The sequence below is a fragment of the Streptomyces sp. GL_141 genome (assembly GCF_057834385.1).
The window spans coordinates 5,211,265-5,233,207 of record NZ_CM174402.1 but is presented as its reverse complement, the minus strand read 5'-3'; the positions used below and the strand labels follow the sequence as shown (position 1 = coordinate 5,233,207).

The window sequence follows — 21,943 nt, the reverse complement described above, 5'->3', positions numbered from 1 at the left end:
AGGGATCCGCTTGATCCCGCGCGTCGTACTGACATCGAATCTAATCCTGTCGCGGCCATTCTGTGACCAAATGTCCCCCAGGATGTGACCTTAGTCCTGGGGGATCATTGTTTTCGCAGGTCAGGCCGGTTCTCGGCGGGGAGATCGGGACGAAAGGCCTGTCCAATTCATGACGTAATGCACTGCTGCCCATTCCCAGGACGGGACAAGCTGATGTAGGAAGTCGGGGGATCGAATCAATCAGGAGTTAGTCAGTGAGCGCCATGTCTCTTGCCCTACTGCTGACCACGGCCGCTGCCACGGCCGTCGGCGCTGCTGCGCTGCACGCCGTCCACGGCCTGCGCAAGCAGGTCACCGCACTGCGCGGTGAGCTGACGGTTTCGCACACCCGTGGTGCCACCGTTCCGCACGCCCGCAGCGCCGTGGAGTCCCCCGCCGCCGAGATACGAGCCGCCGTCGCCGAGGCACTCGCCGAGGAGCGCGAGCGCGAGCTCGCCGAGGCGCGCGCCTTCTGGGCCGCCCAGGAGGCCCGTGACGCCGCCGACGCCCCCTCGCTGCTGGGCGGCCTGTCCGGCCTCGGCGAGGAGAGCCCCGTCTTCCTGCCCCGGCAGGCGGACATGGTGGGCCTGGAGCCGCTCCTGGGCGACGGCGCCGAGGAGGCCGACGAATACCGTGCCTACCCGGAGGACTCGGCCGAGCTGGCCGCCGCCCGCCGGCGCCACCCCTCGCACCCCGACTTCGTCCCCGTGCAGGCCTCGCACCCCGGCGCCGACCACGAGCGCACGGTCAACCGCCTGGAGGAGCTCGCGGAGGCCCGTACGGCCCTCGCGGACGTCCGCCCCGGCCCGCTGGGCACCCTGGACGTGTACGTCTTCACCGACGGCACCACGCTCTGCATGACCCCGGGACACCGGGAGACCGCCGAGCGGCTCGCCGACGCCCTGCGCTCGGGCAGCGCACCGGTCCTGCTGGGCGGCTCCGGCATCTCCGGCGCCTACGCCCTGACCTTCTCCTGCGGCGACGCCGAGGACCCGGACAGCAACGTCTACATCCTCGCCGACCGCGTCATCGCATCGCTCTGAGTCCCCGCACCGCCCCGCGTCACCGCAGCGCCCCGGCTTCCGCCTGATCCACCAGCCGAACGGCCTCGTCCAGCACCTCGGACGGGGCCTTCGCCGCGTCCGGACCCCGGTCCGCCGCGGCGCCCGCCGCCCGGCCCGCCACGGCGGCGTGCAGGGCCTCGGCGAGGTCCAGCCCGGCCACGGCCAGCTGGTCGCCGACGACGAAGATCCCGGCGTCGGGCATCGTCCGCGCCGGAGCCGCCCCCGTGCCGTCCCCGGAGCCCGCGGAGGCCGCCTCCAGTCGCTGCGCCCTCAGCGAGAGCTCCCGGGCCAGGTCCAGCGCCACCTCGGCGGCGCCCTGCTGGAGCCGGCTCTGCGGAGCCGCCCGCAGCCGGTCGGCGAAACGTTCCACGGCGGCGGTCAAGGGTGAGGTATCGAGCACCCGGCCGACCTTACGCGCCGCCGCGGCGCCATTGCCAACAGGCGAACTCTCCGGCACGGTGGCGTGAAGAGAGCAGCACGGCGATACCTCCGGAGGCGCCCATGTCCGTCGAGTTCTCCGAGCAGACCCACCGCAACATGATCGACAGAATCCCCCGGGCCACAGGTCGTGAAGTCTCCGACTGGCTCCGCACCGTGGACGACGGTCCCTCCCTCGTCCGGTTCGAAGAGAAGGTCAGCTGGCTGCTCGGCGCGCACGATCTGTCGTACGGCCAGGCCAAGGCGATCATCCACGAGTACGACCTGCGCAGGGCCGCCCGCAAGTTCGGCTGAGCCGGCCCCTGCCCCCGTCCGCAGTCCCCCGACTTCCCGACCGCCCGATCACTCGATCTGCTGACCCCCGACATGCGGGAAGGCCCCGCGAGCGTGTGCTCGCGGGGCCTTCCTCAGCTCAACCGGTGGGTACCAGGGGCAGTTTCGGAAACGCCGCCTAGTCGCCCTTGAGGATGGAGATCAGGCGCAGCATCTCGACGTAGATCCACACCAGGGTCATGGTGAGGCCGAAGGCCGCCAGCCAGGACTCCTCGCGGGGGGCGCCGTAGGTCAGGCCGTCCTCGACCATCTTGAAGTCCATGGCGAGGAAGGCGGCACCGAGCAGGATGCCGATGACACCGAAGAGGATGCCGAGGCCGCCGCTGCGGAAGCCGAGGCCGTCGCCGCCCCCGAAGACGGAGAACAGCATGTTGACGACCATCAGGAGCATGAAGCCGATGGCGGCCGCCGTCACGAAGCCGACGAAGCGCCGGTTCACCCTGATCCAGCGCATCTTGTAGGCGATCAGCACGCCGGCGAAGACGCACATCGTGCCCATGACGGCCTGGACGACCGTACCGGGGCTGACGTAAGTGCTGACGGCCGAGCTGATGACGCCGAGGAAGACGCCCTCGAACGCCGCGTACGCCAGGATCAGCGCCGGGACCGGCTTGGCCTTGAACGACTGGACCATCGCGAAGACGAACGCGATGAGCGCGGCGACGAAGGCGATGCCGTACGACTTGTTGATGTTGGCCGGGTCGACCGGAAGAACGATCCAGGAGATCGCCGCCGTCAGGATGACCGTGCCGAGCGTCAGAGCCGTACGGCTCACGACGTCGTCGATGGTCATCGCGTTGCCGCGGACCGGCGCCTGCGGCATACCCGTGGCCGGGTCGGTCGCGTAGGGGTTGGTCGCGTACGGGTTGGTGGCGGTCCCGGCCTGGGCCTGGGGCTGCTGCGTGCCGAAGCCCGCATAAGCACCGTTGTCGCGGCTGAATCCCCGTCGCGAGAAGACCGGGTTGCTGCTCCTCATCTCACTCCTCCATGGCCACCGTGCGCGGCCTTGGAATCAAGAGTAATGCGAACGCAAAGGAATCGCCCTACTGCTGGAGGAGGATCTTTCCCCACTGGTACGGGGCCCGCTGCTGCGCAGGACGGGCGGGGGTAGCCGTGGCGCCCCCGCCCTCCGCGTGTTCCGGCCTGAAACGGAACGTCCTCAACATCATCGTGCCCGAAGCCGGACTTGAACCGGCACGACCCGAGGGTCAGCGAGGTTTAAGCTCGCCGTGTCTGCATTCCACCATCCGGGCAGGGCGTAGCGGCCCCGTAGGAAAAGCCTTGAACGCTGCGCCGAGCCTATCCGGAACACTTGCGCCCCCACCTGGGCGTCTCGCCGATGTTGTCTGATTTTATTGGCGCTTGATGCCCCGTCAGGGGACAGAAGGCGCGGTCGGCCCGTTCCGGGCGTCGATCATGGCCGCCACGGGATTGACGGGATTTCGATGGCCCGCGCCACCCCGCACGCCACCCCGTGCGCCACCCCCTCGGCCCGGCTCCGCTTCCGGTCCGTTTCCACCCCCGGTTCCGGCTCCGCTTCCGCCCCGGTTCCGGCTCCGCTTCCACCCGGGTTCCGACTCCGCCCCGCCCTCCGCCGCGGCTCCCGCCGGCCGCTCCCGGCTCCGCTCGGCGGCGGCCTCCCCGCGCCTCCACCGGGCCGCTGTCATACCAAAGGAGGAGGCGCGGCCCTCCGTGGTCAGTCTCCGGTGGCCCGGAGAACGGGCATCACGGCTGATCCGGAGCGGGGGTGGGCGCCGCGACGATGGAGGAGTCCCGCCCACCGCGGACCGTGAGCCCGGTCCGTCCCTCGAGGAGTCGCCCCCGTGACCACCATGAACTACGCCCCGCACACCGCCCAGGCCGTCGCCGCGCGCGCCACCGGCCTCTCCAAGGTGTACGGCCAGGGCGAGACCCAGGTGGTCGCTCTGGACAACGTCTCCGTGGACTTCGCGGCGGGCCAGTTCACCGCGATCATGGGCCCCTCCGGCTCCGGCAAGTCCACGCTGATGCACTGCGTCGCCGGCCTGGACACCTTCTCCGCCGGGTCCGTCCGCATCGGCGAGACCGAGCTGTCCACGCTGAAGGACAAGCAGCTCACGCAGCTGCGCCGGGACAAGATCGGCTTCATCTTCCAGGCCTTCAACCTGCTGCCGACCCTGACGGCCCTGGAGAACATCACGCTCCCCATGGACATCGCCGGCCGCAAGCCCGACCGGACGTGGCTGGACTCGGTGATCAGCATGGTCGGCCTCTCCGACCGCCTGTCCCACCGCCCGACCCAGCTCTCCGGCGGCCAGCAGCAGCGCGTGGCCGTGGCCCGCGCCCTGGCCTCCCGCCCCGAGATCATCTTCGGTGACGAGCCCACCGGAAACCTCGACTCGCGCTCCGGCGCCGAGGTCCTCGGCTTCCTGCGCAACTCCGTGCGCGAGCTCCGCCAGACCGTCGTCATGGTCACGCACGACCCGGTCGCCGCCTCCTACGCGGACCGCGTCATCTTCCTCGCCGACGGCCGCATCGTCGACGAGATGATCCAGCCCACCGCGGACGGCGTGCTCGACCGCATGAAGGCCTTCGACGCCAAGGGCCGCACCAGCTGAGGGACGCGCACCCCCTCGCAGCCGTCCCTCCCCGCTGACCCCAGAGACCTGGATTCCTCCACCATGTTCCGTACCGCCCTGCGCAACGTGCTCGCGCACAAGGCCCGGCTGCTGATGACGGTGCTCGCCGTCGTCCTCGGCGTCGCCTTCGTCTCCGGCACGCTCGTCTTCACCGACACCGTCGGCAAGGCGATGTCGAACCAGTCCGCCAAGAGCTTCGACGGCGTCGCCGTCTCGGTCACCTCCTACGGCGCCCCCCGCAACGACGAGGGCGTCAAGGAGGGCGAGCCGGGCATCAGCCAGCAGACCCTCGACAAGGTCAAGGCCCTCGGCGGCGTCGACGCCGCGTCCGGCCGCGTGAGCGGCTTCGCCGCCGTCGGCGACCAGGACGGCAAGCTGATCGGCACCGGCTGGGCCAACACCGGCGCCAACTTCGTGCCCCTCAAGGACGGCAAGGACCCGCGCTACACCTTCACCGAGGGCAACGGCCCGGCCAAGGCCGGCGAGATCGCCCTCGACGCGGAGACGGCCAAGCGCGGCAAGTACAAGGTGGGCGACAAGGTCCGGGTGGCCGACAACGGCCCGGCCAAGGAGTACGCGCTCACCGGCGTCTTCACCACCGAGGACGGCGCGGTCAACGCGGGCGGCTCGCTCGTCCTGTTCGACACCCCGACCGCCCAGCAGCTCTACCTGGAGCCGGGCTACTACAGCGAGCTCTCCGTCAGCGCCAAGGCCGGCACGAGCGCCGACGCGCTGCTCACCGAGATCAAGCCGCTCGTCGGCAAGGACGCCAAGGCCCAGACCGGCGCTGCCCTCGCGGCCGAGCAGGCCAAGGACATCGAAGCCGGCATGGGCAACATGAACCAGATGCTGCTGACGTTCGCGCTGATCTCGCTCTTCGTCGGCATCTTCCTGATCTACAACACCTTCACCATGCTGGTCGCCCAGCGCACCAAGGAACTGGCCCTGCTGCGCGCCGTCGGCGCCAACCGCGGCCAGGTCAAGCGCTCGGTCCTGGCCGAGGCCCTGGTCGTCGGCGTGATCTCCTCCGCCATCGGCCTGATCGCCGGTGTCGGGCTCGCGGTCGGCATGCGCTCCGCGATGAACGCCTTCGACGTCAAGATCCCGGCCGGTCCGCTGGTCGTCGCCCCCGTCACCGTCCTCGCGGCGATCGTCATCGGCGTCGTCGTCACGATGCTGGCCGCCTGGCTGCCGGCGCGCCGCACCGCCAAGATCTCCCCGGTCGCCGCGATGGGCAGCGCCCACCTGCCGGCCTCCTCCAAGTCCCTGGTGCTGCGCAACAGCATCGGCGGCGCCGTCACCCTGCTCGGTCTGCTCGCCATCCTCGGCGGCGCGATGACCGGCAAGGACGGCAAGGTGCTCATCGGCGCCGGCGCCTTCTTCACGATGATCGGCATCATCATCCTGCTGCCGGCCCTCTCCCGCCCGGTCATCGCCTCGGTCCGCCCGCTGCTGGAGAAGGTCTTCGGCGTCGCCGGCAAGCTGGCCGCGCAGAACGCGGTCCGCAACCCGCGCCGCACCGCCGTCACCGCCGCCTCGCTGGCCATCGGCCTGACCCTGGTCACCGCCCTGTCCGTGCTCGGCATCACGATGGGCAAGGCCATCGACCGGATGACGACGGACCACCTCAGGGCCGACTACAAGGTCTCCATGGGCGAGAGCTTCGGCACCCTGGACCCCTCCGTGCTCCCGGCCCTGGAGAAGGCCCCGGGCGTCAAGGCGGTCTCGCCGCAGCAGGCCGGTGACTTCCGGATCGGCGACGGCAAGCAGTACCAGTCCGTCTCCGGCGTCAACCCGGCCACCATCGGCCAGCTCCTCAACTTCGACGTGGTCAGCGGGCAGCTCAGCAGCCTCGCCAAGGGCGAGGTGGCCGTCGCCGAGAAGACCGCGAAGGAGAACAACCTCTCCGTCGGCTCCACCCTGAAGACCACCTTCATGGACAACAAGAAGGCGGACCTGAAGGTCGGCGCGATCTTCAAGGACATGGAGGGCATGGTCTCCTCCTACGTGATCGACTACAACCTGCTCACCCCGCACAGCGAGAACCCGTACATCCGCGAGGTCTACGTCAAGATGGACGGCGGCGCCTCCGACAAGGGCGAGCAGGCCCTCGTCGACGCCCTCGGCAAGAACCCGGCGATCACCTTCGCCACCCAGCAGGACATCCGCAACGAGATGGGCGGCCTCATCAACACCGCCCTGAACATCATGTACGGCCTGCTCGCCATGGCGCTGATCATCTCGGTCCTCGGCGTCGTCAACACCCTGGCGATGTCGGTGTACGAGCGGACGCAGGAGATCGGCATGCTGCGGGCCATCGGTCTGGACCGCGGCCGGGTCAAGAACATGATCCGGCTGGAAGCCATCGTGATCTCGCTCTTCGGCGCGGTGATCGGCGTGGCGCTGGGCACCTTCATCGCCTGGGCCGTCGGCGAGACCATCAAGGGCTCGATCCCGAACTACGCCCTGGTGATCCCCTTCGACCGGATCGCGATCTTCATGGTGCTGGCCGGCATCGTGGGCGCCCTGGCGGCCATGTGGCCCGCCCGCAGCGCGGCCCGGCTGAACATGCTGACCGCGATCAAGACGGAGTAGCAGGGCGGCCGTACGGCCGACCCGTACGAGCGCACCCGTACCGAGCCGCAGGGCCCCGCGACATCCCGTCGCGGGGCCCTGCGGCGTTCCTCGCCCGTACGGGGCTACGCCGGCCACTCCCGGGCGCGCAGCGGCATCCCGGAGGCCGAGCGGGTCCCGGTGCGCACCGCGAGCACCTGGTTGACGCCGAGCCGGTTGTGCTCGAAGGCGAGCGCCGAGGCGGCCATGTACAGCTGCCAGACCCGGGCCCGCCCGGGCGAGGTCAGCCGCTGCGCCTCCGCCCAGTGCTCCTCCAGCCGGGCCACCCAGGCCCGCAGGGTGAGCGCGTAGTGCTCGCGCAGCGCCTCCACGTCGCGGACCTCGAAGCCGGCCCGTTCCAGCTCGCCGACGGTGGTGCCCAGCGGGGACAGCTCCCCGTCGGGGAAGACGTAGGCGTCTATGAACGCGTCGATCCGGTACTCCTCCTCGTCCGGCTCGGGACGCCGCGCGATCTGGTGGTTCAGCAGCCTCCCGCCCGGCCGCAGCAGGCCGTGCAGCGTGTGGGCGTACGTGCGGTAGCGGTCGGCGCCGACGTGTTCGGCCATCCCGATGGAGGAAACGGCGTCGTACGGCCCGTCCTTGACGTCCCGGTAGTCCTGGACCCGGATCTCGACGAGGTCGGCCAGGCCCTCCTCCGCGACCCGTTTGCGGGCGTAGGCGGCCTGTTCGCGCGAGAGCGTGATCCCGGTGACCTTCGCCCCGTACTCCCGGGCCGCGTGCAGGGCCATCGAGCCCCAGCCGCAGCCGACGTCCAGGAGCCGGTCCCCCGGGCCCAGGGCGAGCTTGCGGCAGACCAGGTCCAGCTTGTCCCGCTGGGCGTCCTCCAGGCTCCCGCCGGGGGTCCAGTAGGCGCAGGAGTACACCATCGAGGGGCCGAGCACCCGTTCGTAGAAGGCGTTGCCCACGTCGTAGTGGTGGCTGATGGCCCGCCGGTCGCTGCCCCGGGTGTGCCGGGGCTGCCGGGGGCCGCCGCGGCGGTGGGCCTCCTCGGGCGGCGGGGCCGGCTTGGTCCACGGCCGCGCCAGGCCCACGAGGTCCCGTACGGCGGCCCGGGCGCGCGGATCGCGCAGCAGGGCGGCGGGCCCGGTGTCCTTGGCGGCCGCCTCGGGAGCGGGGTCGCGGTCCCGCTCCCAGAGCAGCCCGCCGACCCGGTCCAGCAGCTCGAACAGGTCGCCGTCGACGGTGAGGTCCCCGGCCACCCAGGCGCGGGCCAGGCCGAGCTCGCCCGGCTTCCACAGGATCCGGCGCAGGGCGCGGCGGTTGTTCAGGACCAGGACGGGACCACCGAGCGGGCCGGCCTCGCTGCCGTCCCAGGCCCGGATCCGGACGGGGAGAGGGGCTCCCATCAGGGTTTCGGCCAAAGCGGCCAGCCGCGGCGCGGCGTCGTTCATGCGGGGTCCTCCGGCAAGCGCTGACAAGCTCCGATAAGTTCCGACCGCACGGCATACCCGGATCCGGGCCCGAATATGCCGAAGGGGCCGCCCGCACCACGGATGGCGGGCGACCCCTTCGGGACACGCTGGGTCTGACTCGTCGTACTGGTCCTGCCGGCCCCTACGGGGTCAGGAGGCCTTGGCCTTCTCGGCCGGGGCCGCGACGGCCGGAGCCGGCGCCGGCTTGGCGGCCTCGTAGAACTCCTCGCGGGGGGTCTCCAGGGCACCGAGGGAGACGACCTCGCGCTTGAGGAACATCGCGAGGGTCCAGTCGGCGAAGACGCGGATCTTGCGGTTCCAGGTCGGCATGGCCATGCCGTGGTAGCCACGGTGCATGTACCAGGCGAGCCGGCCCTTGAGCTTGATCTTCATCCCGCCCATGACGATCATCGCCACGCCCTTGTGGAGGCCGAGGCCCGCCACAGCACCCTTGTTGGAGTGCGAGTACTCGGTCTGCGGGAAGCCCCGCATGCCCGAGATGACGTTGTCGCCGAGGACCTTGGCCTGGCGCAGCGCGTGCTGGGCGTTCGGCGGGCACCAGGCGTTCTCCACGCCGGCCTTGCGGGCGGCGAGGTCGGGCACCTGGGCGTTGTCGCCGGCGGTCCAGATGTAGTCCGTGCCCTTGACCTGGAGGGTCGGCTCGGCGTCCACGTGGCCGCGGGGGCCCAGCGGCAGGCCGTAGCGGGCCAGCACCGGGTTGGGCTTGACGCCGGCGGTCCACACGAGGGTGTTGGAGTCGACCTCGAGGCCGTTCTTCAGCACCACGTGGCCGTCCACGCAGGAGTCCATGGAGGTGTTCAGGTAGATCTCGATGCCGCGCGACTCGAGGTGCTCCTTGCCCCAGGTGCCGAGCTTGGGCCCGACCTCGGGAAGGATCTTGTCGGCCGCGTCGACCAGGATGAAGCGCATGTCCTCGCGCTTGATGCTGGAGTAGTACTTCGCGGCGTCGCGGGCCATGTCCTCGACCTCGCCGATCGTCTCGGCGCCGGCGAAGCCGCCGCCGACGAAGACGAAGGTGAGGGCCTTGCGGCGGACGTCCTCGTCCGTCGTGGACTCGGCCTTGTCGAGCTGCTCGAGTACGTGGTTGCGCAGGCCGATGCCCTCTTCCACGCCCTTCATTCCGATGCCCTGTTCGGCGAGGCCGGGGATCGGGAAGGTGCGGGAGATGGCGCCGAGCGCGATCACCAGGTAGTCGAAGGGCAGCTCGTACGCCTCGCCGACCAGCGGCGTGACGACGGCGACCTTGCGGTCCTGGTCGATGTTCGTGACCCGGCCGGTGAGGACCTCAGCCTTCGGAAGCACGCGTCGCAGCGGTACGACGACGTGCCGAGGCGAGATGCTGCCTGCGGCCACTTCGGGGAGGAAGGGCTGGTAGGTCATGTACGAGCGCGGGTCGACGACCGTGACGGTCGCCTCGCCGTAACGCATCTTCTTCATGATGCGCTTGGCTGCGTACAGGCCTACGTACCCACCTCCTACAACGAGGATCCTGGGACGCTCCGTGGTGCTCATGGAACGAGTATCCAGCACCCCAAGGGGTGACGCTCGTGAGCCCCTTCACAAGGACCTGAGGGCCCTCTGCTACACTCCGCGGCCCACGTGACCGAGGTCATGGCGCGAAGCGGGAACCAGGGTGTAACGGGAGTCGTTGAACACCAGTCCCGACCTGGCCTCCAGGCCCTCAAGCGGAGTAGACCACCGCCTTCGTGGATACCTACCGCCAGAGGTGCGCGAGGTCCGGCAATCGCACGAACGCGAGCAAAAAGAAGGTCCATGAGGCTCCGGACTCGCCCAAAAGGCTCCTCCAAGGCCCTCACAGGCACCTTTTCCTTGTGAAGAACTTCACGAAGTTCATGTGGACGACGGGACCTAAGACCCCCGAACGGCCCCCCGAGACCCCCCGAGACCCCCCTGAGGCCACCGTTGCCCCCTGCCGTTGACCCTCGACCTGGTCGAGGGACCAGTGTTCGGGGCGTGGAGAACGAGATGCGCAGCATCGGCGAGACGGCCCGCGACAGCGGCCTGAGCGTGAGTGCCCTGCGGTTCTACGACGGGGCCGGCGTCCTGGTGCCCGTCGTGGTCGACCCGGCGAGCGGGTACCGCTGGTACGGGCCCGAGCAGGTCGAGGAGGCCCGGCTGCTGGCCCGGCTCCGGCGGGCCGGCATGCCCCTGGCGGACACCCGCCTCGTGCTGGCCGGCTGGGCCGGCGCGGACAGCGATCTGGTGCGCGGCCTGCTCCGGGCGCACCTGCTCCGGCTCGAACGGGGCCTGTCCGATGCACGCAGCGAGCTCTCCGCGGTCCGCGCACTACTCGAACGCAGGGAGAACCCCATGAGCACGCCCCTCGCCACCGCCGTCCCGACCACCCGGCTCACCCTCTCGGCGCCCGAGCTGGCAGCCGCCCTGGACGCGGTCCGGTTCGCCGTCGGCTCCGACCCCGAGCTGCCCGTGCTCGGCGGACTCCTGTTCGACATCGAGGGCGGGGCGCTGCGCGTCGTGGCCACCGACCGGTACCGCCTGGCCGTCGCCCGCGCCGGGGTCACCGGCCACACCGGACCACGCCTGCAGGTCCTCGTACCCGCCCCGCTCGCGGACGCGATGCGGGCGCTGCTGAGCGACGACGCCCCGGTCCTGCTCACCGTGGACGGTGACCGCGTGGCCCTGGAGACGGAACCGGCCGACCGCCAGGCGGCCGGGCGCTGCCTGGACCACGAGTTCCCCGACTACCGCCGCCTGGTCACCCTGCCCGCGGGGCGCCGGGTCCTCGTCGACGTACCGGCCTTCCGCGCGGCCCTGGAGACCGGCCCCGTCCGCCCGGCCGAGCGCGAGCAGGACGGCGCGACCGGTGACCTCAGCGTGCTCAGGGTGACCGACGGGGACGAGGTGTCCCTCTGCGGCGACGGGGACGACGACCCGGCCGACGTCGGCCTGAACCGCACGTTCCTGCTGGACGCCCTCGCCGCCGGGGCCCGGGACCGGCTGATCCTGGAACTCGGCGCCCCCAAGGCCCCCGCGGTGATCCGCCGCCCCGACGACGAGGAGTCCTTCTCCCTCCTGATGCCGGTCCGGCTGGACGGCTAGCCGCCCGCACACGCCGGTGCCCTCGGCGGGATCCGCCGGGGGCACCGTGGTGTGCGTTTCGAGTGGGCCGTCAGGCGATGGACCAGGCGATGCCGTCCAGCATGTCCGGTAAACCAACACCTCGTTGCGGCGGCAGTGCGCGTGTACACAGCCCTGCGTACACTGACGTCATGAGTGAGAACGCTGTGACCGTGCGCGAAGCCCGCGCCCACCTTGCGGACCACATCAACCGCGCCGAGCAGGGCGCGCCGACGATAATCACCCGCAATGGCGCTCCCGTGGCCGCCTTGGTCCCCATCGCGGACTTCAACGCACTCGAAGAAGCGGCCGACGAACTGCTCGCACGCGAGGCCGAGGCCGTGCTGGCCGAAGGCGGGCCGACCGTGACCATGGCCGAGCTGCTGGCCGACCTGTTCAGCGAACGGGGTGACGGCGCAGCGTGAAGTACGCGTTTCGCTTCACCACCGCGGCACAACGACAGCTTCGGGCGATCGACAAGCCCGCGGCCATGCGCATCCTCGCCGCGCTGACCGCTCTGGGGGATGATCCCTACCGCGAGGACGCCGACATCAAGAAGCTCACCGGCCCCTCCGGCCTCTACCGGCTCCGGGTCGGCAGCTACCGGATCGCCTATCAGGTGCTGGACGGCGAGCTCGTCGTCCTCGTCGTCAAGGTCGGCGACCGCCGCGACGTCTACCGCAACATCTGAATACGACGGCGGCGCTCCGGTCAGCCGACCGGAACGCCGCCGTTCAGTGGTGCTGCCGGTCAGGACCGCTGCTTGTCCGCCTCGGCCTCTTCCGCTGCCTTGATCGCGATGCCGTCGAGGATGTCGTGCTCCGAGACCACGACCTCCGAGGCGCCGACCCGCTCCATGATCGTCAGAAGGACCAGGGCGCCCGCGCCGATCACGTCGACCCGTCCCGGGTGCATCACCGGGATGGCCGCGCGCTCGGCGTGCGTCAGCGTCAGCATCCGCTCGCTGACCTCGCGGACCGTCTCGTACGGGATCCGGGAGTGGTGGATCCGCTCCGAGTCGTACGCCTCCAGGCCCAGCGCGATCGCGGCGACCGTGGTCACCGAACCGGCCAGGCCCACCAGGGTGCGCGCCTCGGCCAGCGGAACCGTCTCGGAGGCCAGGTCCAGCCCGGCCTCGATGTCGGCCCGTATCGCGGCGATCTGCTCCGCGGTCGGCGGGTCGGTGACGACCCCGTCCACCGTCAGGTGGCGCTCGGTCATCCGGACACAGCCCACGTCGACGGAGCGGGCCGCCCGGACGTGCTCGGTGCCGACCACGAACTCCGTGGAGCCGCCGCCGATGTCCACGACCAGGAAGGGCCGCTCCAGGTCGGTGCGGCCGGTCAGCTCGCCGGTGGCGCCGGTGAAGGAGAACTCGGCCTCCTGGTCCCCGCTGATCACCTCGGGCTCGACGCCCAGGATGTCCAGGACGCCCCGGACGAACTCGTCCCGGTTCTCGGCGTCCCGGGAAGCCGAGGTCGCCACGAAGCGCACCCGCTCGGCGCCGAGCTCCTTGATGACCGCCGCGTACTCACGGCAGGCCGTGAAGGTGCGCTCCAGCGCCTCCGGGGCCAGCCGGCCCGTCTTGTCGACGCCCTGCCCGAGCCGGACGACGATCATCCGGCGGTCCAGCTCGATCAGCTCGCCGGTGGCGGGGTCGAGGTCGGCGACGAGGAGCCGGATGGAGTTCGTACCGCAGTCGACGGCCGCGACGCGGGTCACGCGCCCGCCTCCGCCGCGGCGCTCTCGTCGGCCTCCTTCTCTTCGGCCTTCTTCTCGCCGCACGGGGTGACGCAGGCGCCCTTGGCCCACCACTCGGGCAGCATCGCCAGGGCCTCGTCGCCGAACGGGTTCACGCCCGGGCCCGCGGCCAGGGAGTGGCCGACCAGCACGTGCAGGCACTTCACCCGGTCCGGCATGCCGCCGGCGCTCGGGAAGCCCTGGAGCACCTCGATGGCGTCGCGGCGGGTGATGTAGTCCTCGTGCGCGGCCCGGTAGGCGGCGGCCAGCTCCGGGTCCACCGCGAGACGCGCCTGCATCTCCTTCATCACGCCGTTGGCCTCCAGCGTGCCGATGGCACCGGCGGCGCGCGGGCAGGTCAAGTAGTACAGCGTCGGGAAGGGGGTGCCGTCGGGGAGCCGCGGGGCGGTCTCCACCACGTCCGGCTGCCCGCAGGGGCAGCGGTGCGCGATGGCGCGGAGCCCGCGCGGGGGGCGGCCGAGCTGCTGTTCGAACGCCTCGATGTCGGCGGCGGTCGGCTCGGTCCGGTCGGTCTGGGGCGGGGGCGTCTGCATGCCTGGAGGAAGTCTTTTCGTTCTCGTGGATGGGTGGGACTCAGTCGCCCGGGCGGTCGGCCTTGTCGACGCCGTCCCAGACGTTGGAGTACCAGGGCCGGTCGGTGGCGGCCTGTCCGCCGCGGCGCTGCTCTCCCGCGGCGGCTCCGGGGTCGGTCATGATGTAGCTGATCTCCCCCGGCCGGACGAAGTGCAGGTGCTTGCGCGCCTGCTGCTCGGCGTACGCGTTGTCCTGCCAGCGGGCCTTCTCGTCGCGCAGCCGTTCCAGCCGGTCCCGCGCGGAGACGGCGTCCTTCTGCTGCTTGGCGATCTCCGAGCGCTGGGAGAAGTACTGGCGCATCGGAAGCGCGAGGGCGACGACCAGGGTACAGAGGACGAGCACGAGCAGCGCGGCCCGGCCGGTGAGCCGGCTGCGGCGGACCTGGCGGCGGGACTGCGAGCGGTACACGTGCGCCGCGGTCCGCTCGCCGAGCTGCTTGAGCCTGGTCGCGGTCGAGAACGTGGCGAACCGGTCCCGGTTCCCGGCCATTGATCCGCCTCCCCTATATGCGCACGACGCACTACGTCCCCGCACACGGTACGGGACCGAGTGCGGGGACGTAGGGAGGCTTGCGCCCTAAAGGACCGATCAGCCCTTGAAGCGCGGGAACGCGCTGCGGCCCGCGTACACCGCGGCGTCGTCGAGGATCTCCTCGATGCGCAGCAGCTGGTTGTACTTGGCGACGCGGTCCGAGCGGGCCGGGGCGCCGGTCTTGATCTGGCCGCAGTTCACGGCGACCGCGAGGTCGGCGATCGTGACGTCCTCGGTCTCACCGGAGCGGTGCGACATCATGCACTTGAAGCCGTTGCGCTGGGCCATCTCGACGGCGTCCAGCGTCTCGGTCAGCGAACCGATCTGGTTCACCTTGACGAGCAGGGCGTTGGCCGAGCCCTCTTCGATGCCGCGGGCAAGACGCTCGGGGTTGGTGACGAAGAGGTCGTCGCCGACGATCTGGACCTTGGAGCCCAGGCGGTCGGTGAGGGTCTTCCAGCCGGCCCAGTCGTCCTCGAACAGCGGGTCCTCGATGGAGACCAGCGGGTACGCCTCGACGAGCTCGGCGTAGTAGTCGGTCATCTCGGCGGCCGAGCGGGACTTGCCCTCGAACTCGTAGTTGCCGTCCTTGTAGAACTCGGACGCGGCGACGTCGAGCGCGAGCGCGATCTGAGTGCCCGGGACGTAGCCGGCCTGCTTGATGGCCTCGACGATGAGGTCCAGCGCGGCGCGGTTCGACTCCAGGTTCGGCGCGAAGCCGCCCTCGTCGCCCAGACCCGTGGAGAGGCCCTTGGTGTGCAGGACCTTCTTGAGGGTGTGGTAGACCTCGGCACCCCAGCGAAGGGCCTCGGAGAAGGACTCCGCGCCGATCGGGGCGATCATGAACTCCTGGATGTCGACGTTGGAGTCGGCGTGCGACCCACCGTTCAGGATGTTCATCATCGGAACGGGCAGCAGGTGCGCGTTCGGGCCGCCGAGGTAGCGGAACAGCGGGAGGTCGGAGGCCTCGGACGCGGCGTGCGCCACGGCGAGGGAGACGCCGAGGATGGCGTTGGCGCCGAGGGAGCCCTTGTTCTCGGTGGCGTCCAGGTCGATCATCGCCTGGTCGATCAGGCGCTGCTCGGTGGCGTCGTAGCCGACGAGCTCCGGGCCGAGCTGCTCGATGACGGCGAGGACGGCCTTCTCTACGCCCTTGCCGAAGTAACGGTTGGGGTCACCGTCACGGAGCTCTACGGCTTCGAACGCTCCGGTGGAGGCGCCGGACGGGACTGCAGCACGGCCGGTGCTGCCATCGTCGAGGCCCACCTCGACCTCGACCGTGGGGTTGCCTCGGGAGTCCAGGATTTCCCGGGCTACGACGACGTCGATGGACGGCACGAGCATCTCCTTCTGGGATGTGACGCTGGGTGTGCGGTGGCATGTCAGGCCGTGGGATGGCCTTGCCGCTTAGAGCCTAACCGCCTCCGGGCACTCGGCCAGCCGACCGCCCGGGCCTTGGGACGAAAAAGGGCCTGAATGCCCCTCTTACAGGACATAGGGCCCTTGATCATCGGCGATCCGGAAGGTCCGTCAGGCCGGCCGCGTCCGCACACAGCACCGCCCGGCGCGAAGGGGGTTGCGCGCCGGGCGGTGGAATTACGTGGTGGAGCTACGTGTGGAACTACTGCGCGTCGCGAAAGCGGACACGACCGTTCTCACATGTTTCAGCTGAGGTTCAGCTTCTGACCCGGGTAGATCAGGTCGGCGTCCGAGACGATGTCCTTGTTGAGCTCGAAGAGCTTCTCCCAGCCACCGGACACGTTGTTCGCGTCGGCGATCGCACCCAGCGTGTCGCCGGACTTGACCTCGTAGGAACCGTTGCCCGTCTTGGGGGCTTCGGTCTTCGGTGCGGCCGGGGCGGCCGGACGCTCGGAGCGGGTGGTCGGAGCCTCGACGCGCTTGGTCTCCTTCTTCGACTCGGCCTTCTTCTCCTGCTTCGGCGCCGGCTTCGGCTGGGTCTTCGGCTTGGAGGGGGTCTCCGCCGAGCCGCCGTTGTAGGAGGAGTTCGACAGGCCGACGCCACAGGACGGCCAGGCGCCCTTGCCCTGGCCCTTGAGGACCTTCTCGGCGATGGCTATCTGCTGCGACTTGGAGGCCTGGTTGGCCTGCGCGGCGTACGTCTTGCCGCCGTACGCGGCCCACGTGGAGGACGAGAACTGCAGGCCGCCGTAGTAGCCGTTGCCCGTGTTGATGGACCAGTTGCCGCCGGACTCGCACGCGGCGACGCGGTCCCATTCACCGGCGGTCGCGGCGGAAGCGGTGCCCGCGGCCATCAGCGGCGCGGCCACGGCGACACCGGCGACGCCGGCCAGAGTGACGATGCGGACGGCCTTGGAGCCGCGACGGTGCTTGCCCTTGCCCGAAAGCAGCATGGAGTTCTCCTCACCGACGCCTACGAGGTGAGCTGTCGGGTTCGGGCGAGTGAGTGCCCGGCCGAGCGACCTAGCGCTCGGCTTAACCCCTAGCCGGTTCCGTGACCGTCTCTCAACGGCCGGTTCCGGCGCCTACCTTGGTTCCCCCGCTCCTGCCTTCGGCGCTTTACGCGACGAGTGTTCCCTCCGTCCGCCGGCAGGATTCGGCGATGCGGTCGAAGGAGCCCGCGGTGGCGAGCGATTCAGAAGGTAGACAGGTCTCCCCCCGATGTTCAACGAGGGACATCGGGGGGAAACGGTGCCTACTTGCGCTCCCCGGAAGGGCGTTTGCGCAGGTGAGGGCCGGGTTTGCGGAACCGTCCGGGCCGGACACGCCAGTTGACCTGAAGAGACACATGTCTCACTTACAGAAAACGGACAATCAGCTGGTTCCGGGCGCCTTAAGTGCCCTTATTGATGCGTTAGATCCAGGTTCTGACCGGGCTTGATCAGGTCCGCATCGCCGCCGATGACCTGCTCGTTGGCCTCGTACAGCCCCTTCCAGCCGCCCTTCACTCCGTTGGCGTCCGCGATCGCGACGAGGCTGTCGCCCGCCTTCACGGTGTACGTCGGCTCCGACGCGGCATCAGATGCGGCGGGCGTCTCGACCGCGGCCTGGCCGCGGTGCTTGCCGCCGCCCTCGGCCGCGCCGGGGGTCGCCGGAGCGCTCGGGGCGGCCGAACCGCCGGGTGCGGCCGGAGTCGTCGGGGCCGTGGGATCAACCGGGTTGAGCGGATTTGCCGGGTTCGAGGTATTACCGGGATTCGCCGGGTTCGCCGGGTCCGTCGGGTTCGCCGCGTCCCCCGGGCCGGACGGGGATATCGGAGCCGTCGGGCCCACCGGCACGGTCGGGTCCACCGGCGGCGGCGCCGGAGTCGTGGGGTCCACCGGAGCGACGGGGCCCACCGGGGCGGTGGGGTCCACCGGGCTCGTGGGAGCCGTCGGATCGCCCGGGAGTCCCGGAGGCGGCGCCTGGAGGTCCGGCTCGGGCATGACGGGCAGTTCGCCGGGCACGCCGATCGGATAGTCGGGCAGCGGCGAGTCCGACGGAGCCGGCGCGGCCGGGCCCTTCGGCGTCGGCGCCCCGAAGTCCGTGGACGGCTTGCCCGAGCCGGTGTGCGGCACGGAGTCGTCCGGGCGGGACGGGGCGGGGGTGGCGGATCCGGAACCGCCGGGCAGACCCGGGTCCACCACGGCGGCGGGCGCGTCCTGCGTCAGGCCGGCCTGCACCGCGCACAGCGGCCACGCCACGGGACCCCGGGAGGCCAGGACCCGTTCGGCCACGGCGATCTGCTGGGAGCGGCTGGCGAGGTCGGGGCGCTCGGCGAAGTCGAGCCCGCCGGCGCTCTTCCACTGCTCCTGGCTGAACTGCAGCCCGCCGTAGGTGCCGCCGCCGAAGTTGGCACTCCAGGTGCCACCGCTCTCGCACTCGGCGACCTTGTCCCATGTGGAGGTCTCCGCGGCGCTCGCGCCGGTGGCCGCGAGCAGCGGCAGGGCGAGTGCGGTGCCGGTGACTCCGGCGGTGACGACAAGTGCGGGCACTTGTCGGGGGCGTCTGTGGCGGCCGTTCCCGGAACGCATGAGGCTGCACCTTTCGCATAACGGCGGGGTAACGGCAGAACCTAGCGGCCTTCGAACGCCTGTCACAAGTTTGGGCAGCCAACTGACTTCAGGTCAGGCAGGTTTCAGGTGGTTTGGGTGATCTTTTCGGCAGTGGATTCGGCCATGAAGCGGACCGGGAGCGTCCGCAGTCCCCGCATGATGAGCCCACCGCGCCACCGCAGCTCCCCGGGAGCCACGGCCAGTTCCAGATCGGGCAGCCGCGTCAGCAGGGTCGCGAGGGGGAGAGCAGTCTCACGGTCTCCGCCACACGCACCGTCACTCGCAGGGCCGGAATCGTCGGACGGACGTACACCGGTGTCCCCGCGCGCTGCTCGTTCAGCCGCGTCACCAGCAGCGGCCATGCCCCCTGCTGCCACCAGGAGAGCTGCCGCTCACGAATGCGCTGCGCCGGCCCGAACACCACGGGGATCTCCTTCCAGGTGATCCCCGTGCGCAGACGGTGCAGCATGCCGTTCAGCGCCAGCCGCAGGTCGATCGTGGTCTTGGCGAACGAAGCGGGCGGTTGAAGTGCTCTCCTGGCTGAAGCCGGGAGATTCCTGCTTACCTTGCGGTAGCGGGCTCGACGCGTTTGGCGCGCCTGACGACTGCCCTCCCGGCAGCCGGGATGAGCGCGAGGCCCATCCGGTACAGATGCAAGACGTTGCAGGCCGCGTTGTGGTCGGCGTTGCCCGACCAGCCGCAGTCCGGGTTCTTGCACACGAACACAGACTGACTCTCCCGGTTGCCGGGGGTGGTGACGCCGCACGCGGAGCAGCGTTGGGAAGTGCCGGGGGCGGGGACCTTGTGCAGGGCCCCGCCAAGCTGGGCGGTCTTGTACGTCAGCATGGCAACCGTCCGACCCCATGCCTCCCCGCCGATCGAGCGGTTCAGCCCAGACTTCTGGGCGACGTTCCGTCCCGGCGCCTCGAGGGTTCCCCTGGCCGATTTGACCATGTTCGTGATGGTGAGTGCTTCGACCACGACGGTGCCGTAGGTGCGGGCGATGGTGGTGGTCGTCTGGTGCTGCCAGTCCAGGGCCCGGCGCTTGGCTTTCGCGCGGAGTCCTGCGATCTGGTCGTAGGTGCGGTGCAGCCGGCGGCTGGCGTGCTCGCCCGGCTTGCGGCATGCCTTGCGCTGGGCGGCGCGCTGCTCCACACGCAGAAGCTTCGCCTGCTCCTTGCCGGTCAGCCACTCGCCGTGCTCGTAAGTTTCGCCGTCGGAGAGGGCGATGGGGACGGCGACGCCCACGTCGATGCCGACGTCCGGCCCCTGGTGGGGGGAGGGACCGGCCTCCAAGGTCTGAACGCGGAAGGCGATGTGCCAGCCGAGCGCGTCCTTGACCAGCCGGGCCCCGGTGATCCGGTTCTCGCCGTCTGCGTGCTTGCCCACGGGTAGGTCCTTGGTCCACCGGAAGCGGACCCGGCCCACCTTGGGAATGTTGACCACGCCCCAGCGGCGGTGCACGCGGGTGATGTTCAGATCTCGGCCCTGCGGGATGTCCACGGACATCACCGTGCGGATGCGACCCTTGAAGTTCGGTGCGTCGGCGCGGCCGTCCCAGTAGTTCTTCCACGCCTGGAAGTACGTCTTCAGCACCGCTTGCGCTGCCTGCGCGGGAAGAACGGCGAGAAAGCTGATGTCCTCGCGGGCCTGGCGGATCGCAGCATCCGCATTCGCAGGAGTTCGCTTGTCCTTCGGCATCATCTGCCACCACGCGTGAAGACAGTTCCACATCGTGCGGGCGGCGTGGGCCTGGCCATCAGTCTTCAGCACACCCGCAGGCGGCAGTGCGAGTCGAGCACGGTGCCCGAACTGTCGCTTGACCAGGGTGCCTTGACTCGCAATCGGGAGCCTAGCAGGGGCTTATGCCACCGCACTGGAACCGTCATCCCGATGCCAGAACCGGTCGTCATGTTGTTCACAACCTGCACGTTCACTTGGTTTTCGTCACCCTGCTCGTCCACTATCCCGGACAGGGCTCGGGGTGAATCGGACCGGGAGCGTGCGCAGGCCCCGCATGATGAGCCCGCCGCGCCAGCGCAGCTCTGAGGGGTCTACGGCGAGTTCCAGGTCGGGCAGCCGCGTCAGCAGCTCGGCGAGGGCCGTCTGGCCCTCGAGGCGGGCCAGGGGAGCTCCCAGGCAGTAGTGGATGCCATGGCCGAGCCCGAGATGCTGGTTGTCGCTCCTGGCGAGGTCGAGCGTGTCCGGATCGCTGAACCGTTCCGGGTCGCGGTCGGCAGCGGCGAGCACGACGAGGACCGGGTCGCCGGCGGGGATGTCCTGGCCGCCCAGAGTCAGCGGCTCCGTCGCGTACCGCCAGGTGGCCATTTCCACGGGACCGTCGTAGCGCAACAGCTCTTCGATGCCCGTGTCCAGCAGGTCGGTGTTTCCGGCGGCAAGGGAGGATTGGAGACGCTCACGCTGGTCCGAGTGCTGCAGCAGGGCGTAGGCCCCGTTGCCGATGAGGTTGATCGTAGTTTCGAAACCTGCGAAAAGAAGCACGAAGCACATCGCCGCGGCCTCGTTCTCGGTGAGGTGCTCGCCGTGGTCGCTCGCCCGGATCAGGCCGGAGATCAGGTCGTCGCCCAGATCATCGCGCTTGCGGTGGATCAGTTCGACGAGGTAGCTGCGGATCTGCTTGACCGCGCGAGCCACCCCGCCGCGCGGACCACCCGCGTGCCGGATCATCATGCCCGCCCAGTCGCGGAAGTCGTCCTGGTCCTCTCGCGGTACACCGAGCATCTCGCAGATGGCGTAGATGGGGAGCGGGAAGGCGAACTCGTGGATGAGGTCGGCCTCGCCCTTCTCGCAGAACTGGTCGATGAGGTGGTCGGTCAGTTCCTGCACCCTCGGTGTGAACTCGGCGACCCTGCGCGGGGTGAACGCCTTCGACACCAGCCGGCGCAGCCGGGTGTGGTCCGGCGGGTCGATGTTGAGGAGGTGGGTCATCAGCTCGGCCTTGCGCTCCCCCGGGATCCCGGTGCGGCCCTTGGCGTGAGCGGAGCCCTCGTGGTGGGCCGGGTTCTTGCTGAGCCGCTGGTCGGCGAGGGCCTGGCGGGCGTCGGCGTACCGGGTGACGAGCCAGGCCTCGACCCCGCTGGGGAGCGTGGTGCGGTGCACGGGCGCGTGCTCGCGCAGCCAGGCGTACGCCGGGTACGGGTCGGTCGCGAACTCCCAGTCGAACAGGGTCGGCGGGGCGGATCCGGCTGCGGACGCGGCTGCGGATCCGCCCGTGGATCCGTCCACGGACTGGTCGGCGGTGGGCTCTTCGGGGGCTGCGGGGGTCTGCTCGTGCACCCGGAGACCGTATCCCGCCCGCCACCCATCACCCCATATGGGCCAGTTGTCGCGGCTGTCCGTAGATCGACTCTGGCTTGACCTCACGTTCCCCGGCGTTCCTACTTTCG

20 protein-coding genes, 1 tRNA gene, 1 pseudogene and 1 riboswitch are annotated in these 21,943 nt (G+C 70.2%); of the genes and pseudogenes, 7 read left to right on the top strand and 15 right to left on the bottom strand.

Annotated elements, in window-relative coordinates; genetic code table 11:
• Positions 1-263: 263 nt before the first annotated feature.
• Positions 264-1,082, top strand: coding sequence for a hypothetical protein (locus AC3IX6_RS23270; RefSeq protein WP_489364247.1), 819 nt, complete (start codon positions 264-266; stop codon positions 1,080-1,082).
• A gap of 19 nt (positions 1,083-1,101) precedes the next feature.
• Here the strand turns inward: AC3IX6_RS23270 and AC3IX6_RS23265 are convergent, their stop codons facing one another.
• Positions 1,102-1,503 carry a hypothetical protein gene (locus tag AC3IX6_RS23265; RefSeq protein WP_489364245.1) on the bottom strand — a complete coding sequence of 134 codons (402 nt, stop codon included), beginning with the start codon at positions 1,501-1,503 and terminating at the stop codon, positions 1,102-1,104.
• A gap of 101 nt (positions 1,504-1,604) precedes the next feature.
• Between AC3IX6_RS23265 and AC3IX6_RS23260 the strand changes: the two genes are divergently transcribed.
• On the top strand, positions 1,605-1,835 hold the full coding sequence (locus AC3IX6_RS23260) for a DUF4287 domain-containing protein (protein ID WP_489364243.1): 231 nt from the start codon (positions 1,605-1,607) through the stop codon (positions 1,833-1,835).
• A gap of 157 nt (positions 1,836-1,992) precedes the next feature.
• Here AC3IX6_RS23260 and AC3IX6_RS23255 read toward each other — a convergent pair whose 3' ends face one another.
• Together AC3IX6_RS23255 and AC3IX6_RS23250 are read right to left on the bottom strand one after the other, a co-directional pair.
• A complete protein-coding gene (locus AC3IX6_RS23255; RefSeq protein WP_489364241.1) occupies positions 1,993-2,850 on the bottom strand; it encodes a Bax inhibitor-1/YccA family protein in 858 nt (285 codons plus the stop codon).
• Between the two features lie 195 nt (positions 2,851-3,045).
• Positions 3,046-3,127 (bottom strand) — tRNA-Leu (locus AC3IX6_RS23250).
• Between the two features lie 579 nt (positions 3,128-3,706).
• Between AC3IX6_RS23250 and AC3IX6_RS23245 the strand changes: the two genes are divergently transcribed.
• Together AC3IX6_RS23245 and AC3IX6_RS23240 are read left to right on the top strand one after the other, a co-directional pair.
• Positions 3,707-4,471: an ABC transporter ATP-binding protein gene (locus AC3IX6_RS23245; protein WP_489371534.1), complete on the top strand. Its 765-nt coding sequence runs from the start codon at positions 3,707-3,709 to the stop codon at positions 4,469-4,471.
• A gap of 63 nt (positions 4,472-4,534) precedes the next feature.
• A complete protein-coding gene (locus AC3IX6_RS23240; RefSeq protein ID WP_489364239.1) occupies positions 4,535-7,087 on the top strand; it encodes an ABC transporter permease in 2,553 nt (850 codons plus the stop codon).
• A gap of 104 nt (positions 7,088-7,191) precedes the next feature.
• On the opposite strand, the gene AC3IX6_RS23235 is transcribed toward AC3IX6_RS23240, so the two are convergent.
• On the bottom strand, positions 7,192-8,517 hold the full coding sequence (locus AC3IX6_RS23235) for a class I SAM-dependent methyltransferase (RefSeq protein ID WP_489364237.1): 1,326 nt from the start codon (positions 8,515-8,517) through the stop codon (positions 7,192-7,194).
• 171 nt (positions 8,518-8,688) lie between these two features.
• Positions 8,689-10,071 (bottom strand): NAD(P)/FAD-dependent oxidoreductase, encoded by a 1,383-nt coding sequence (locus AC3IX6_RS23230; protein WP_489364235.1) that lies wholly within the window; start codon positions 10,069-10,071, stop codon positions 8,689-8,691.
• A gap of 462 nt (positions 10,072-10,533) precedes the next feature.
• Between AC3IX6_RS23230 and AC3IX6_RS23225 the strand changes: the two genes are divergently transcribed.
• From AC3IX6_RS23225 to AC3IX6_RS23215, 3 genes are all read left to right on the top strand, one after another.
• Positions 10,534-11,640, top strand: coding sequence for a DNA polymerase III subunit beta family protein (locus AC3IX6_RS23225; protein ID WP_489364233.1), 1,107 nt, complete (start codon positions 10,534-10,536; stop codon positions 11,638-11,640).
• A gap of 170 nt (positions 11,641-11,810) precedes the next feature.
• Complete coding sequence (locus AC3IX6_RS23220) at positions 11,811-12,083, top strand: type II toxin-antitoxin system Phd/YefM family antitoxin (protein ID WP_134073792.1); 273 nt, start codon at positions 11,811-11,813, stop codon at positions 12,081-12,083.
• Entirely contained in the window at positions 12,080-12,349 is a 270-nt protein-coding gene (locus AC3IX6_RS23215) for a type II toxin-antitoxin system RelE family toxin (protein ID WP_489364231.1), read from the top strand. The genes AC3IX6_RS23220 and AC3IX6_RS23215 overlap by 4 nt, the downstream gene beginning before the upstream one ends.
• A 59-nt stretch (positions 12,350-12,408) precedes the next feature.
• Here AC3IX6_RS23215 and AC3IX6_RS23210 read toward each other — a convergent pair whose 3' ends face one another.
• The 10 genes and pseudogenes from AC3IX6_RS23210 to AC3IX6_RS23165 form a co-directional block, all read right to left on the bottom strand.
• Positions 12,409-13,380 (bottom strand): Ppx/GppA phosphatase family protein, encoded by a 972-nt coding sequence (locus AC3IX6_RS23210; protein WP_489364229.1) that lies wholly within the window; start codon positions 13,378-13,380, stop codon positions 12,409-12,411.
• Positions 13,377-13,952, bottom strand: coding sequence for a DUF501 domain-containing protein (locus AC3IX6_RS23205; RefSeq protein ID WP_489364227.1), 576 nt, complete (start codon positions 13,950-13,952; stop codon positions 13,377-13,379). Before AC3IX6_RS23205 ends, AC3IX6_RS23210 begins: the two co-directional genes overlap by 4 nt.
• A 40-nt stretch (positions 13,953-13,992) precedes the next feature.
• Complete coding sequence (locus AC3IX6_RS23200; RefSeq protein WP_489364225.1) at positions 13,993-14,481, bottom strand: FtsB family cell division protein; 489 nt, start codon at positions 14,479-14,481, stop codon at positions 13,993-13,995.
• A 99-nt stretch (positions 14,482-14,580) separates the two neighbouring features.
• A complete protein-coding gene (gene eno / locus AC3IX6_RS23195) occupies positions 14,581-15,867 on the bottom strand; it encodes a phosphopyruvate hydratase (protein WP_327306391.1) in 1,287 nt (428 codons plus the stop codon).
• Positions 15,868-16,187: 320 nt separating this feature from the next.
• Positions 16,188-16,895 (bottom strand): transglycosylase family protein, encoded by a 708-nt coding sequence (locus AC3IX6_RS23190; RefSeq protein ID WP_489364223.1) that lies wholly within the window; start codon positions 16,893-16,895, stop codon positions 16,188-16,190.
• A gap of 2 nt (positions 16,896-16,897) precedes the next feature.
• Positions 16,898-17,069: riboswitch (cyclic di-AMP (ydaO/yuaA leader) on the bottom strand.
• Between the two features lie 276 nt (positions 17,070-17,345).
• Entirely contained in the window at positions 17,346-18,476 is a 1,131-nt protein-coding gene (locus tag AC3IX6_RS23185; RefSeq protein ID WP_489364221.1) for a LysM peptidoglycan-binding domain-containing protein, read from the bottom strand.
• 143 nt (positions 18,477-18,619) lie between these two features.
• Positions 18,620-18,775 (bottom strand): annotated as a pseudogene (locus AC3IX6_RS23180) (cytochrome P450); the annotation flags it as partial.
• Positions 18,760-19,032, bottom strand: a complete 273-nt coding sequence (locus tag AC3IX6_RS23175) for a transposase (protein ID WP_489371533.1) — start codon at positions 19,030-19,032, stop codon at positions 18,760-18,762. The pseudogene AC3IX6_RS23180 and the gene AC3IX6_RS23175, both read right to left, overlap by 16 nt.
• Before the next feature lie 65 nt (positions 19,033-19,097).
• The gene (locus tag AC3IX6_RS23170) at positions 19,098-20,309 is read right to left on the bottom strand and encodes an RNA-guided endonuclease InsQ/TnpB family protein (protein ID WP_489364219.1); all 1,212 of its coding nucleotides are present in this window, start codon (positions 20,307-20,309) and stop codon (positions 19,098-19,100) included.
• A 174-nt stretch (positions 20,310-20,483) separates the two neighbouring features.
• Positions 20,484-21,782 (bottom strand): cytochrome P450 family protein, encoded by a 1,299-nt coding sequence (locus AC3IX6_RS23165; protein WP_489371532.1) that lies wholly within the window; start codon positions 21,780-21,782, stop codon positions 20,484-20,486.
• Positions 21,783-21,943 lie beyond the last annotated feature (161 nt).